Raw genomic sequence first — 13940 nt, 5'->3', positions numbered from 1 at the left:
GTTGTCCCGGCCGCCCAGGTAGTAGTCGTACATCCGCGCCGGATCGGGCGGGCGCGCAGCACGCGGGTGGATGCTCGCCACCTGTGGGAACGGTCACCGACTCCCCTTCCAGCTCAGCGCGTCGGTACGACGCCCTCGGGCGTGTCCCCGTACTGCTCCTGCAACGACGCCAGCTGCTCCTTCAACTCCCCTACGACGGTGGCGTATTGGGGGTCGCTGTAGCGGTTGTGCAGTTCGTCGGGGTCCTCCACGAGGTCGAAGAGTTCCCACTCGGGCTCGCGCCGTTCGTCGCTCGCACCCGACGCGCCGGAGCCGTGCCCGGGGTAGTGGATCAGCTTGTGCGTCCTGGTGCGGACGCCGTAGCTCGCCTGGACGTTGTGGTCCCGGTCCAGGTGCATGTAGTAGCGGTAGTACACCCCGGTGCGCCAGTCGTCGGGGGTCTCGCCGCGCAGCAGCGGCAGCAGGCTGCGGCCCTGCATGCGCGCGGGCGGCTCGACTCCGGCGATGTCGAGCAGTGTCGGCGCGAAGTCCACGTTCGCCACGAGGTCTTCGTTGACGGAACCCGGAGCGACGACGCCCGGCCAGCGCATGACGAGAGGGATGCGCATGGACGGGTCGTACATGAACCGCTTGTCGAACCAGCCGTGTTCACCGAGGAAGAAGCCGTGGTCGGAGGTGTAGGCGACGGCGGTCCCCTCGGACAGCTCCGCGGTCTCCAGGAAGTGCAGGACCCGGCCCACGTTCTCGTCCAGTCCGGCGATGACCCGCAGGTACTCCTTGATGTAGCGCTGGTAGCGCCACTCCCGCTCCTCGTGCTCCGAAAGACCTTCCGGGACCGGTTCCTTGAGGTCGAACGGCTGCAGGTCGGCCATCCTCAGCCGCGCCTCGCCCGCGGCGGTGGCGCGGTCCGTCCAGTCGTCGTGGAGGGTCGCGGGCGCCGGGAGGTCCTCGTTCGCGTACAGGTTCCGGTGACGGTCGGCGGGCTCGAAGGCGCGGTGCGGCGCCTTGTGCTGGATCAGCAGCGCGAAGGGGCGGTCGGGGTCGCGGCGGTCCAGCCAGCCGAGTGCGAGGTCGGTGATGATGTCGGTGACGTAGCCCTTGTACGTGCGTTCGCCCTCTGCGGTGAGGAACGTCGGGTCGTGGTAGACGCCGTGCTCGGGAAGGATCTCCCAGTGGTCGAAGCCGCGCGGGTCGCTCCCACCGCCGTGGCCGAGGTGCCACTTGCCGATGATGGCGGTCTGGTAGCCGGCTTCGCGCAGCATCTCGGGGAAGCTCGGCTGGCTCGCGTCGAAGGTGTGGTCGGGGCCTTCGAGCGAGGTCATGCCGTTGACGTGGCTGTAGGTCCCCGTCAGCAGGGTGGCGCGGGCCGGTGAGCAGATGGCGTTCGTGCAGAAGGTGTTGTCGAAGCGCATTCCCGATGCGGCCAGACCGTCCACGGCGGGAGTCCGGTTGATCACGCTCCCGTACGCGCCGATGGCCGGCACTGCGTGGTCGTCCGTCATGAACAGCACGATGTTGGGGCGCACTTCGGGCCTGGCCTTCCGCGTGGAAAAGCTGACGGCAGCGCCGGCCCGTGGGGGGCACCGGCGCTGCCGACAGCGGTACGGGTTGTCTTGCAGCAGCCTCAGGCTATGCCGAAGTCCTCCTTGGCCAGCAACGGCCGGACGTTCTTGGAGAAGCCGCCGGAGCGGAAGGGGCGCTGAAGCAGGCCGGGCCTGAGAACCTGCGCGAGACCGGCGGCCACCATGCCCTGGTCGAGCGCCAGCATGAAGTCGCTGACCGTTCCCTCACGCACGTCGACGGAGTCACGGAAGCCGAGCCCGTCGTGGTACGCGCCGAAGTCACGGGCGATCTTCAGCAGGTTGGCGACGGACGCCCCGGGCTCGAACTGCATGGCCAGGAACGACGCGTGAGGTGTGACGACACCCTTGGAGTTGTAGCCCTCCGTCGTCATCCCGATCGCGTCCACGCCGTACTCGCTGTAGCCGCCCGAGGGGATGTTGGCGGGGGAGAAGCCCCAGTAGCCGTACTTCTCCTCCTCCAGCCCGTGCTCGATGTGGCTGCGGATGTAGCGCTTGTGCGTCACGCCCCACGCCTTCGGCGACCACTCGCCCTCCGGCACGAAGAGCGGCACCATGAGCGCCTCGAACATCGAGCCGCCCCAGCTCGGGATCAACTTCCGGCCGCGGTAGGTGTAGTGGCCGCGCCAGACCTTCACGCCGTCGACCGTTACGTACTCGCCCTCCGGGATCTGCTCCTGCTCGTTCTCCGGGACCATCGTGCGGAAGGTGTGCCAGTAGTGCTCGCTCGGGAGGCTGCCGTCCGCGATGCCGAGGTAACTCGCCATGCGCGGCTCGGTGTTGAGCGCGCCGTACCAGTGACCGGTGAAGGTGTCGTCGTCGGTCCAGTAGCCGCCGTGTATCTGTCCCGGGTTCTTCGCCGGGTCGGCGGGGTCGAACGGCGTGTAGTAGAAGCCCCAGTCGGCCGTCGAGAGCAGCTTCTTCACGCGGGGGCGCAGCGACGGGTCCGCCTCGGCGGCGATGCGCAGACCCGTCACCAGCCAGGCGTTGTCGACGGAGGAGAGGAAGGGCCTCACCGGGTCACCGGTCTCGGGCCATTCGGTGAGTACGGCGCCGGTGTCGGCGTCGTACCAGTTCAGCCAGAAGCCGTGAGCCCGCTCGAGCTTCTCCACGGCCGTGACGGTGCCCTGGAGCCGCTTGCGCATCGTACGGTCGCTGATCACGCCGAGACCGGCCGCCGCGACGGTGGACCACAGGCCGCAGCCGATGTTGGTCGGCGAGGTCTGGACGCTCCGCTTCGGCTTTGCGCCGCTGACGTCGATCTTGTCGGTGGCGAGCCCCAGGTCGGAGTGCATCGCTTCGATGGAGCGGTAGGTGTCCTCGAACCAGCGGTGCAGCAGCGCCTTGGTGTTGCTGCCCGCCGCCGAGGCGGGGGAGGCGGAGGCGCCGAGCGTGAGGGCGGCCGACGCACCGGCTCCGGCCGCGAGGATTGTCCGTCGTTTCATGGTGGTGCGACTCCTTCGTTCGTACGGAAGAGGGGAAGCCGGGATGACGCGGTGGACGGGGAGTCCGGAAGGGGGTCCGGAGAGGGTACGGACCCTCAGACCCTGGTGAGGCGTAGTGCGCGGATTCCGGGCATCGGCAGGTCGACGGAGACGGAGAGGGTGCCGTCGCTTCCGGCGGTCACCGTCGTCGGCTCGTCCGCGAAGATCTCGTCGGCCTCCCTCAGCTGCGCCCACTGCTGGGCGTCCGGCCAGTCGCCGCCGTTCATCCCGTCCCAGACGGCCTTGATGTTGGAGTGCGTCTCGTCCACACGGCGTACCGAGACCGTGTAACCGGCGTCCGCCGTGAGGCCCTTCACCTCCACGGTGGCGTTGCGGCCGAGGGACGCCGCTCCGTCGAGCTTCGTCTGGTCCAGCGTTCCGTTCCAGCACAGGACGTCGACAGTGGAGCCGTCCTCGGCACGGGTGGCGAGGGACTCCACGAGCGCTTCCGCGCCGTCGCCGCTCACGGCTGCCGGGATCCGGCCGCCGCTGAGCTGCGAGAGCAGGTAGAGCGCCCAGAAGCGCGGCTTGCGCAGGTTGCCCACGGTCAGCAGGCCGAAGCCGCCGTGGAAGAGCTTCGGCGGGCGCCCCAGCTCCTCGAAGTGGTCGGTCGCCACCCAGTAGGCGAGGGCGTCGGTCGACTTCAGGGCGCTCTTCATGCCGCGCAGCACGAACGGCGCGGAGAAGACGGAGTCGCTGACACGGTGGAAGTGCGTGGGGGTGACGCCCCACTCGGTCCACAGGATCTCCGGCTCGGGCTTGCCCGTCGCCTCCGCGAAGGAGCGGGTCTCTGGACGGAAGTCCAGCGGGGCGTTGCCGTAGGTGTGCGTGGAGACGAAGTCGATCGGCACGTCGTTCTCGCGGCAGTGCTCCAGCAGCGGGCCGACCCACTTGGCCGCGGCGGATCCGGGGCCGCCGACCCTGATGCGTGGGTCCACGCTCTTCACGGCGCGCGCGGCGGTCTCGTAGAGCAGGTGGTACTGCGCCTGGGTGCCGTTCCAGAAGACCTCCAGGTTGGCCTCGTTCCAGACCTCGAACTCCCAGGTGGCCACCTCGTCCGCGCCGTAGCGCTCACGCAGGTGCACCGTCACCTCCCGGCACAGCTCGCCCCAGCGCTCCCAGCTGCGGGGGACGGAGGCGATGCCCTTGTACTCGAAGATGGTGTACTCGGGATCGAGCGCCAACTCCGCTGGCATGAAGGAGAGTTCGACGACCGGCTTCAGTCCGGTCGCCAGGAAGCGGTCGTAGACCTCGTCCATTCCGGAGAAGTCGAAGGAACCGTCCTCGCGCACGCTGACGCACTCGGGCAGGAACGTGCCGTGCGCCCGTACGGTGCGGACGCCGAGCTCGTCGCGGACGATGCCGAGCGCGTCGGCGTACTCCTTGGCGACGTCGGCGCCGCCCGGGCCGGGCTCGTCCCAGATCAGCATCGAGAAGTGCTCGGCGCCGATCATCCGGTTCCAGACGGGCGGGAGTTGGACGGGCGTGGCGGAGGCGTCCACGGAGACGCTGACGGCGGCCGGCTGCGAACCCGGCGCCTTCGGGCACCCGCGTACGGGCTCCCCGTCGAGCGGCCCCGCGCCGTGGTCCGTCCAGGAGGCGACCTTGTACCAGTAGCCCTGGCCCGGCTCGACCAGTGAGTCCGCGTAGGGAGGTTCGGGCACGGCGAGCACGTCCCCGCCCCGGTGGTCGAGAGGCTCGTACGGCCCGTCCACGGTGTCCGCGCGGTGCACGAGGTATCCCAGAGCGCCCTCGACGGGCTGCCAGTCGAGCAGCACATGACCGGTGCCGTCCTCGGAGCGCAGCCCGTTGGGGGCGGGCAGGTCCGAGGTACCGGCCAGCGGCTGGTCGCTGGGCAGGCCGATGCGCTGTTCCCAGTCGAGGCGAGCGGCGTTCTTCTCGGTCATGGTGGGGTTTCACCTCTCAATGGATGCGCATACACCATGGGGTCTCCTCACCGCAGGCGGGGAGATGTGGCGATGGCGCGGCGTGGTGCGCTGTACGGGTGCGGCGTGGTGCGGGGCTTTGCTCGGTGGTGCGTACGGACGTGGGGGGCGGGTGCGGTCGGGTAACGGGCGCCTGACCGGGCCTACTTGAGGCCGGCCGTGGCGATGCCCTGGGTGAAGTAGCGCTGCAGGACGATGAAGACCACCAGCACGGGCAGCACGACCAGGAAGGCCCCGGCCATCAGGACCCCGTTGGAGCCGTTGGTCTTCGTGGGGTCGATGGCGAAGGTGGCCAGCGCGACCGGGAGCGTGTACTTGTCGGGGTCGTTCGTGGCCACCAGCGGCCAGAGGAAGTTGTTCCAGGACTGCAGGAACGTGAAGATCGCCAGCGTGGCCAGGGCGGGCTTGACCAGCGGCATCGCGATCCGCCAGAAGATGAACCACTCGCCCGCCCCGTCGATGCGGGCCGCCTCGAGCAGCTCGTCCGGGATGGCCGACATGAACTGGCGCATCAGGAAGACGCCGAAGGCACCCGCTGCGAAGGGCAGGATGAGCGCCGCGTAGGAGTCGATCAGGCCCATCTTGCTGACCATCACGAACATCGGCATCAGCATCAGGTTGTGCGGCACCATCAGCGAGCCCAGCACGAGCCCGAACAGGGGCCGCTTGCCGACGAAGTTCAGCTTCGCCAGGGCGTAGCCGAGCATGGAGCAGAAGACGAGGTTGCACCCGGTCACGGCCGTGGCGACCAGCGTCGAGTTGAAGAAGTGGGACCCCATGTCGAGCAGGTCGAGCAGCTTGCGGAAGTGGATCAGGGTCCACTCGTCCGGGATCCAGACCGTCGGGCTGGCGCCCAGGTCCCGCTCCGACTTGAACGAGGAGAGCACCATCCACAGGAACGGCGTCACCATCACCACGACGCCGACCCACAGCGCGGTCAGCGTGAGCCTTCTGCCGGACCGCTCGCCCTTGTGCAGAGTACGGCTGGCCGTGTCGCTCACCTGGGCGGTCATCGGGTCTTGTCCTTCAGCAGGCGGAGCTGGAGCAGGGTGATCGCGAGAATGACGGTGAAGAGCACGTAGGCCATCGCGCTGGCGTAGCCCATGTGGAAGAAGCTGAAGCCCTCGCGGTACATGTCGAGCGAGACGGTCAGGGTGCTGTTGTCCGGGCCGCCCTCCGTCATCACGAACGGCTCCTCGAAGACGTTGAGGAATCCGATGGTCGTCATCACGCAGACGTAGAGCATCGTCGGCCGCAGCAGCGGCACCGTGATCCGGTGGAACTCCTGCCACATGCTCGCGCCGTCCAGCCGGGCCGCCTCGCGTACCTCGGTGGGGATGCCCTGGAGCCCGGCGAGGAAGAGGACCATCGCCGTGCCCATGTTGCGCCACACGGCCATGATGATCAGCGAAGGCATCGCGAGTGCCTTGGACCCGAGGAAGTCGGGGGAGGTGAGACCCACTTCGGAGGCCAGCCCCGAGATGAGGCCGTCGGCGGGGTCCAGTACGAAGCGCCAGACCACGGCCACCGCGACGATGCTGGTGACGACGGGCGCGTAGAAGCCGACCCGGAAGAAGGTCCGCATCCGGCCGATGCCGGAGTTGAGCAGCACCGCCGCGACGAGGCCGGCGCCCACCGTCAGCGGCACGCCGAGGACGACGAAGTAGCCCGTGTTGAACAGGGCCGTCGTGAACCTCTCGTCGTCGAGGAGACGGGTGTAGTTCTCGAAGCCGATGAACTCCGTGGAGAACGGGTCCCTGACGTTCGTCAGCCCGAAGTCGGTGAAGCTCATGACGAGCGTGGCGACGATGGGCACGGCCATGAACGTCAGGAACAGCGCCACGAACGGGGTGGAGAACATCCAGCCCGGGAGGTTCTGCACGCTGAGCCGGTCCCGGCGTCGCGGCCCCGCGCCCTTCCCCGGCCCTGCCCCGGGCCGCACCTTGCCGGCGCGGCCCGGGACTCCCCTCCGGGTTGCGGTGGTGGTCGACATCCGGTCAGTCCACCAGGCCCTCGGTCGCCTTCTGCATCCAGGCGGCGGCCTTCTCGGGCGACTCGCCCTTCTGCGAGATACGCGCGATGCCCTCGTCCATCTTGGAGGCGAACTCCTCCCACTTGGCGAGCGGCGGAACCGTCTTGGCCGTCTTGAGCTGCTCCTCGAAGGCGGCCAGCTGCTCGGGCGCGTTCTTCAGCTGCGGCTCGTCGAAGGCCGCTTCCTTCGCGGGGAGCGACTTGGCCATCTCGTACCAGGCGGCCTGCTGCTTCGTGTCCGTGAGGTACTTCGTGAACTCCTCGGCGGCGGCCTTGTGCTGGCTCTCCTTGAAGGTGACCAGGCTGGCACCGCCGACCCACGAGGTGCTGGACTTGCCCGCGGGGAGCGGGGCGGTGGCGTACTTGCCCTTGAGCTGCGGCTGCTGGTCCTGGATGTTCTGGACGATCCAGGGGCCGGATATGAACATCGGGGCGTCACCGGTGCCGAAGTCCTTGACCACGTCGTAGTCCGGCGGCGAGCTCTTCCTCGACAGGCCTTTCTCGAAGTAGTGGGCGTACTCGGTCAGCGCCTCGACCGACTCGGGCGAGTCCAGGGCGGGCTTGCCGGACTTGTCCAGCAGCTCACCGCCCGCGGAGTGCAGGAAGGGCAGCCAGGTCTGCCAGACGCCGGTGTTGGCGGGCTGGTTGTAGGTGCCCCACTTCGTCTTCGCCTTGTCCTTGTACGCCTCGGCGAGCTTGCGCTGGTCCTCCCACGTGGCCGGCGGCTCGTCGACGCCCGCCTTCTTCGCCAGGTCGGTGCGGTAGTAGAGGGCACGGGTGTCGACGTACCAGGGCACGCCGTAGGCCTTGCCGTCCTTCACACCGCCGTTCCATGCTGCGGGGAAGTAGTCGTCCTTCTTGAAGGTCTTCTCGTCCACCGGCTCGATCGCGTCGAGCTCGATGAACTCACCCAGCATGGTGCTGCCCATCTGGGCCATGTCGGGAAGCTCGCCGGCGGCCACGGCGGAGACAAGCTTCTGGTGGACGACGTCCCATCCGACCGGAGTGACCTTGACGGTGATGTTGGGGTGCTTCTTGTTGAACTCCTTGCCGATCTTCGCCAGGTGCTTGCCCTCCTCTCCCATGCCCCAGACGGTGAGGGTCTGCTTGTCCTTGGCGGAGGTCTGCTCGCTGCCCCCGCTGCCGCAGGCGGAGAGCAGCAGCGCGAAGGCGGCCGTGGCCGCGGTGGCGGCGGCGATGCGTGGGATGGCCTGCATGGAGGGCTCCTCCTCGATTGCGGAGCGGGGCATGATGCGCGCAGAGATGAAACTGAAACCCTGAAGAAGGTCTGTAAGCGCATACATACTCTGTGAGCGACTGCCCGGCCGTGCAAGGGTCAAGGGGATTACGACTGCGTAACGGAAGCCCCGTTCGGCGGGGTGCCGTTGCGAGGCGTGCAGCCGCAGCTCGACCGCCGGATCACGGAGACCGGAAGCACCCGTGACTCGGGCTCCCGCTCGCGGTCCTCCAGCCTCGCCACCAGCAGTTCCACGGCTTCCTCGCCGAGCCGGCGCATCGGCTGCCGCACGGTCGTCAGGGCCGGAGTCACCAGGCGTCCCAGCGGGATCCCGTCGAAGCCGGCGACCGCCAGATCCTCGGGCACCCGCACCCCGCGGCGGCTCAGCTCGGACAGGGCGCCGACCGCCATCTGGTCGTTGGCGAAGACCACCGCGCCGGGCATCTCGCCCCCGCGGTCGAGCAGCTCCGAGACGGCTCGCCGGCCGTCCCCCTGTGTCAGGGCGGCGCGTACGTCCGGCCGCGCGGGCACCGGCAGGCCGGCCTCCAGATGTGCCGCCTGGAAGCCGCGGAAGCGGGCCTCGCCGTCGGGCGAGTATTCGCTGCTGCCCACGAACGCCAGCCGCTGAAGGCCGTGGTCTGCGATGAGATGCCTGGTCAGCGCCAGCTCGCCGTCGAAGTTGGCAACCTCTACATGGTCGAGGTGGTCCAGCGGGGCGTCCTCACGCGGGCCCGCCAGCATCACCACCGGCAACCGCCGCGAGATGACTTCGAGCTCCTCGGTGGGCACCGTACGGGCGAGGACGGCGAAGCCGTCGACGCGGCCGGCGACGTCGGCCACCAGACTCTTGGGGCCCTCGGCGAGCGAGGCCGCGATGAGGAGGGCGTAGCCGTGGCGGCGGGCCGCGCGCTCCATGCCGCGGATTATCTCGTCGGAGTACAGCATCAACTCCGCGTCGCCGTAGTCGCCGTCCGCGTCCTCGGCGTCAGGGTCCGCGTAGTCGGGGAAGCACAGCCCCAGAACCCGCGTGTTCCTGCTGGCCAGGCCACGTGCGTTGCCGCTGGGTACGTAGCCGAGCTCGCGCGCCGCCTCCAGCACGCGCTCACGCGTACGCGCCCGCACGGAATCGGGGGCGCGGTAGACTCGCGAAACTGTCGCGATGGAGACGCCTGCCTGTCCGGCGACGTCGTACACGGTGGGAGCACTCACGCGCCGACGCTCTCCTGCCTGCTCCGGCCGTGGCGGCCTGTGGATTGAAAGCGCATTCATCGTACGCCGCCTGCGAAGCGGTCGGCAAGAAGCCCTCTGCCCCGCCGGGTCCCCGCACAGCCGCCGGGATCGCCTCTCGCGCTCCTCCGATCTGCGGGACGACCTCTGCCCGCTCCGGTCTGTGACCGTCCTGTGAATCCCGCCGGGCCTGCCGGTACGGACGAGATCATCGACGGCGAATCGCGGGTTTCAGCCACCGAGTCGACCAACTGGGCCTGCTCGTACGGTCGTTCGGGGTCCATGTATGCCCCCGCGAGCACCCGGATTCGCTGCTACTCCCGGTAACACCTGGTGGTGCGGACCTGGTCAGGGCAGGGGTGTTGTGATCCGCGTCTCCCAAGTCCCGTCCGGTGTGCACCAGTTCGCCCCCGTGAACTGCTCTTCGGCGGAAAGTCATCTGCGCGAAACCTTGCCGCGCCTGGCTCGTATCCATAACCTGACTCGCCAGTAACTGTTCCGCACAGCAGGAACGCCTTCTGTGCGATCCCCCCTCAGTACCACGCACGTGCACCACATCCCCCACACCACGGTCACGCACGCCACACTGCTCACAAGGGGAATCACCATGAAGGACGCGCACGGCAGACAGCTGACGGGACGCACGAGTTGGCGGAAGTTCGCCGTTCTCTGCGTGCCGGGCTTCGCCGCGACCGCCGCCCTGGCGATCGCACTGGCCAACGGGGCGCTCGCCGCATCGTTCGCCGTATCGGGACAGCAGTTCAAGGTGTCGGCGACCAGCCTGGACGGCGACGGCTTCGCGCAGTACGGCAGCGTCGACCGCAACGCCCGGGGCGAACTGATCCCCGTCGCGGTCACCGCCATCAAGACGGCGGAGATGGACAACCTGTGCCAGTCGGTCGTCACCAAGTTGCCGGTCATAGGCAGCATTTCGCTGAACCTCACCGCCGGTACGGGCAAGAAGCCGGTCGAGGCCAGCGACCTCTTCGTCGACGCGACCCAGCTCTCCGGCAGCGCCGCCTTCAACAACATCGAGATCGGCCGCGACGCGTCGACCCTCGACAAGGGCCCCTCCAAGGGCAAGGGCCTCCAGGACCTCTTCGGACAGCAGGCCGACGACGTGCACATCGACAAGCTGCGTCAGACCGCCTGGGCCACCAACGCGGGCAAGTTCAGGCTGGCCGACCTCAACATGAAGGTGAACAAGGGCACGAAGGAATGCTTCTGATCTGGCGCCGGTGGCGCGGGTGGCGCCGCGGCCGGCCTTTCTGGGGCGGTCTGTTGACCGTCGTCGCCGGGGCGGAGATCGGCGTGATCCCGCTGGCCCCGCTGAAGGTGATGCTGCACCAGGGAACCGCCGGCATCCCCTCGGTGGTGCTCGCCCTGATCCTCGTCGTCCTGGGACTCAGCGCCTGGTTCTCCCCGCAGTACCGGGGGCTCGCCGGCATCCTGACCGTCCTGCTGGCGGCGGCCGCGCTGGTGCTGTCCAACCTGGGCGGCTTCATGATCGGCACCCTTCTGGGAGTGGTCGGCGGCGCGCTGATCTTCGCGTGGCGACCCGTGCCCGCCGACCCGCCTGAAGAACCCGGGAGCGAACCCGGGACGGAGACGGAGAAGACCGCACACGAGAGCAAGGCCCCCCTGAAACGGGCGGGCGAGGAGAAGGCAGAGCCCGACACCACGCTCTCCTCGCTCGCCGCTGCCTTCTCCGTCTCCCCGGACGACGACCCCTCCAAGACCGGCGGGACTCCCCGGTCGTAAGGGCAAGACCGAGCGCACGAGTGCCATCTCTGCTTCACCCCCACCGATGCAGACATGAGGAGCCGCATGATGAGCACGCGCCACCTGCACGCCCGGTCGTTACGAGTAGTGGTGACCGGCCTGACCGCCGCCGCAGCACTGACGGTCGCCGGCGCCGCGAGCGCCACCGCACAGACCGACGCACCCACGCGGGCCGCGGCCGAATCGACCACGGTCACACCGGCCGGGGACGAGTACGCCGCGACCCTCGCCGGGGAGGCCAGCTTCACGGCCGGGGCTGTGACCGTCACCTGCACCGTCTCGGAGGCCTCGGGGCAGATCCCCGCCGCACCCGGCAACCACAACGATGCCGGAGCGGTCGTCTCCGGCACCAACGCACCGACGTACGACTCCTGTTCGAGCAGCCTGCCCGGCGTCGACGCCACGGTGACGACCAGCGGCGACTGGACCGTCTCCATGCAGAACGGCGCACCGAGCACCGCCGGGCTGACCATGCCCACCGGCGGGTTCGTCCTGAAGACCAGCGGACTTGCCGAGTGCACCGTGACCGCCGCGCCCGACGAGGCGGCCACCGCCACCGGTGAGTGGACCAACGGGTCGCCGGCCACGCTCACCTTCGATGCCGCCGCCGTGCCCGTGAAGGTCGAGGGCGGATTCGGCTGCCCGACGAGCTCCACCAGCTCCGACTTCAGCGCCACCTACGAGATCACCGACACGACGAACCCCGACGCAGACGTGGCCGTTACCTCCTGATCCACGCCTCCGCGGCACGGCATCCCCACCGCCGTGCCGCGGGTCAGGCGTGGAAACGGCCGACGAGCCCTCGGTTCTCTCCGCTCCCACGAGGCGGAGAAGGCCGAGGGCCTGTGCATGCGCCGGTGGCGCGGCTGGAGTCTGCGGACGGCGAAGACCGGGCTACCGGCCCTCGTCCTCCCCTTCCTCCTCGTACTCCTCGTCCTCGTCGTCGAACTCGCCTTCGTCTTCGCCCTCTTCCCCCTGGTCCTCACCCTCGTCCTCGTACTCCTCGCCCTCTTCTTCCCCCTCCTCCTCCACCCCGGAATCCTCGTCCCGCTCTTCGCCGTCCTCGTCGTCGGCGAGCACTTCGTCGTGGCTGCGCACGAGTTCGCTCTCGCGCACCTCGCCGCGCCAGCCCTCCGGTACCTCCTGGACGCCCAGCGTCACGTAGCGCTGGAAGTGCTTCAGGTCCAGGCGCAGCCTGCGGCCCTGGGCCCGCCAGAGATTGCCCGTCTTCTCGAAGAACCCGCCGGGGCTGTACTCGACGACGACCACGATCCGGGTGAGGCCCGGGGTCAGTTCGTGGAAGGAGATGCCGCCATGAGTGGTCGCCTTGTCGCCCGTCGACTTCCACACGATGCGGTTGTCGGGAACCTGCTCCAAAATGGTGGCCTTCCAACTGCGCTTGGACGGACCGACCTTGACCGTCCAGTCGGAGGTGACGTCCTCCTCGTCCTTGGCGCGTGACGCCTCGACCACGCCTTTCATGAAGCTGCTGAACTGCTCGAACTCCGTCCAGTGGTCGTACACGCGGCGCAACGGAAGCCCGATGTCGAGCACTTCGATGATGCTCGTCACCTTCTTGTTCCCCGCCTTGCCGCCTCCGCCGAAGAGCTCCTTGACCTTGCCGACGGTCTTGTCCTTGACGCTTTGCGCCACCTGACCGCCGACCGCCTTCGCGGGGGACTCACCCTGGAGCAGCTTCGCGACCGGCTTGGGCAGGGCGTCGCCCGGCGTCGCTCCCTCGGCGACGCGTTCGGCCAGCCCGCCCGCCTTCTGCCCCGCCGAACTCACGAGACCGGACGCCTTGGCCATCAGGTACTTGGAGAGCTCGTCACGCAGCTTGTCCATCCCCGACCCGTCGGCATCGCGGGTGCTCGTGCCCTTTCCTTGCTGCGGCATGGCTGCTACCTCCGGCGACGGGACGGCTCAGTCGACTTCTGGGTGGTCCTCCTGGCCGCCTTCTTCGGCGGCGCCTTCTTCGCGGGTCGCTTCGCCGCCTTCTGCTGGGAGGAGGACGAATCGGTGGATTCGCGGCGGGACCCCGTGGACTTCCTGCGCTGCTTCGCGGAGGTACGGCCCTCGCCGTCACCCCGCTCCTCGTCCCTCTCCGCCTCGCCCCTCTCCTCCTCGCCTTCCTCCGGTTCCTCGTCGGTCTGCTCGTCGGTTTCCTCGTCCCGTGCCTCTTCGGCCAGCGAGTCCATGGTCTGGCCCAGCGACTTGGTCCGTTCGGCGAGCGAGTCGGCGAAGGTACCCAGGCGCTGGTCGAACGCGGCCTTGAGTGCCTGCCGTCCCACCGTCAGCAGTTCGGTGCGCACCTGTTCCGTCAGCTGGGAGAGCTGAGGCGATTCGCCGAGCTTGCCCGCGCCCGCCGCGAGGAGCTCCTGCGGCTTGGCGCGAAGCCTGCCGCTCGCCAGATACGTCGCGACTGCCACCGCGAGCTTCGTCCTGCGGCTGCGGCCGAGCAGGTAGCCGGCGGCCACGCTCGCCGCGAGGGCGGCCCTCGTGCTGTCACTCATGAGTGGTGCACTCCGTCCTCTCGCGCCTCCAGCAGCCCCCGGGCCGGGAGCCGGACTGGCGGTGTTCTACGGCGTCATGCCTCCATCAACGCACGGGGCGTGACGGGGCGCCCGATCTGTTGAGCCGGGCGGGTGCCTTC

At 68.9% G+C, this 13940-nt stretch carries 12 protein-coding genes; 3 read left to right on the top strand and 9 right to left on the bottom strand.

Annotation, left to right across the window (positions count from 1 at the left end; translation table 11 throughout):
* Positions 1 to 113: 113 nt before the first annotated feature.
* From H5J26_RS20925 to H5J26_RS20895, 7 genes are all read right to left on the bottom strand, one after another.
* Entirely contained in the window at positions 114 to 1526 is a 1413-nt protein-coding gene (locus tag H5J26_RS20925) for a sulfatase (RefSeq protein WP_309238004.1), read from the bottom strand.
* 98 nt (positions 1527 to 1624) lie between these two features.
* Positions 1625 to 3025: a glucoamylase family protein gene (locus H5J26_RS20920; protein WP_181767451.1), complete on the bottom strand. Its 1401-nt coding sequence runs from the start codon at positions 3023 to 3025 to the stop codon at positions 1625 to 1627.
* 95 nt (positions 3026 to 3120) lie between these two features.
* Positions 3121 to 4971: a GH39 family glycosyl hydrolase gene (locus tag H5J26_RS20915; protein ID WP_181767450.1), complete on the bottom strand. Its 1851-nt coding sequence runs from the start codon at positions 4969 to 4971 to the stop codon at positions 3121 to 3123.
* A gap of 182 nt (positions 4972 to 5153) precedes the next feature.
* Positions 5154 to 6023, bottom strand: a complete 870-nt coding sequence (locus H5J26_RS20910; protein ID WP_181767449.1) for a carbohydrate ABC transporter permease — start codon at positions 6021 to 6023, stop codon at positions 5154 to 5156.
* Positions 6020 to 7003, bottom strand: coding sequence for a carbohydrate ABC transporter permease (locus tag H5J26_RS20905; protein WP_181767448.1), 984 nt, complete (start codon positions 7001 to 7003; stop codon positions 6020 to 6022). The genes H5J26_RS20910 and H5J26_RS20905 overlap by 4 nt, the downstream gene beginning before the upstream one ends.
* Before the next feature lie 4 nt (positions 7004 to 7007).
* Entirely contained in the window at positions 7008 to 8258 is a 1251-nt protein-coding gene (locus tag H5J26_RS20900) for a sugar ABC transporter substrate-binding protein (protein ID WP_181767447.1), read from the bottom strand.
* Between the two features lie 128 nt (positions 8259 to 8386).
* Positions 8387 to 9487, bottom strand: a complete 1101-nt coding sequence (locus H5J26_RS20895; RefSeq protein WP_309238003.1) for a LacI family DNA-binding transcriptional regulator — start codon at positions 9485 to 9487, stop codon at positions 8387 to 8389.
* 625 nt (positions 9488 to 10112) lie between these two features.
* On the opposite strand from H5J26_RS20895, the gene H5J26_RS20890 reads away from it, so the two are divergent.
* The 3 genes from H5J26_RS20890 (at position 10113) to H5J26_RS20880 (ending at position 12019) form a co-directional block, all read left to right on the top strand.
* Positions 10113 to 10733, top strand: coding sequence for a DUF6230 family protein (locus tag H5J26_RS20890; protein WP_181767445.1), 621 nt, complete (start codon positions 10113 to 10115; stop codon positions 10731 to 10733).
* Complete coding sequence (locus tag H5J26_RS31590) at positions 10724 to 11266, top strand: DUF6114 domain-containing protein (RefSeq protein ID WP_235980875.1); 543 nt, start codon at positions 10724 to 10726, stop codon at positions 11264 to 11266. Before H5J26_RS20890 ends, H5J26_RS31590 begins: the two co-directional genes overlap by 10 nt.
* 66 nt (positions 11267 to 11332) lie before the next feature.
* Positions 11333 to 12019 (top strand): hypothetical protein, encoded by a 687-nt coding sequence (locus H5J26_RS20880; RefSeq protein WP_235980874.1) that lies wholly within the window; start codon positions 11333 to 11335, stop codon positions 12017 to 12019.
* A gap of 162 nt (positions 12020 to 12181) precedes the next feature.
* Here H5J26_RS20880 and H5J26_RS20875 read toward each other — a convergent pair whose 3' ends face one another.
* Entirely contained in the window at positions 12182 to 13183 is a 1002-nt protein-coding gene (locus tag H5J26_RS20875) for an SRPBCC family protein (protein ID WP_181767444.1), read from the bottom strand.
* Between the two features lie 5 nt (positions 13184 to 13188).
* On the bottom strand, positions 13189 to 13800 hold the full coding sequence (locus H5J26_RS20870) for a hypothetical protein (RefSeq protein ID WP_181767443.1): 612 nt from the start codon (positions 13798 to 13800) through the stop codon (positions 13189 to 13191).
* Between the last annotated feature and the right edge of the window lie 140 nt (positions 13801 to 13940).

The organism is Streptomyces albidus (ex Kaewkla and Franco 2022) (genome assembly GCF_013870515.1).
In the GTDB taxonomy this organism is placed as follows: domain Bacteria; phylum Actinomycetota; class Actinomycetes; order Streptomycetales; family Streptomycetaceae; genus Streptomyces; species Streptomyces albidus.
This window is presented reverse-complemented; position numbering and strand designations above follow the sequence as displayed.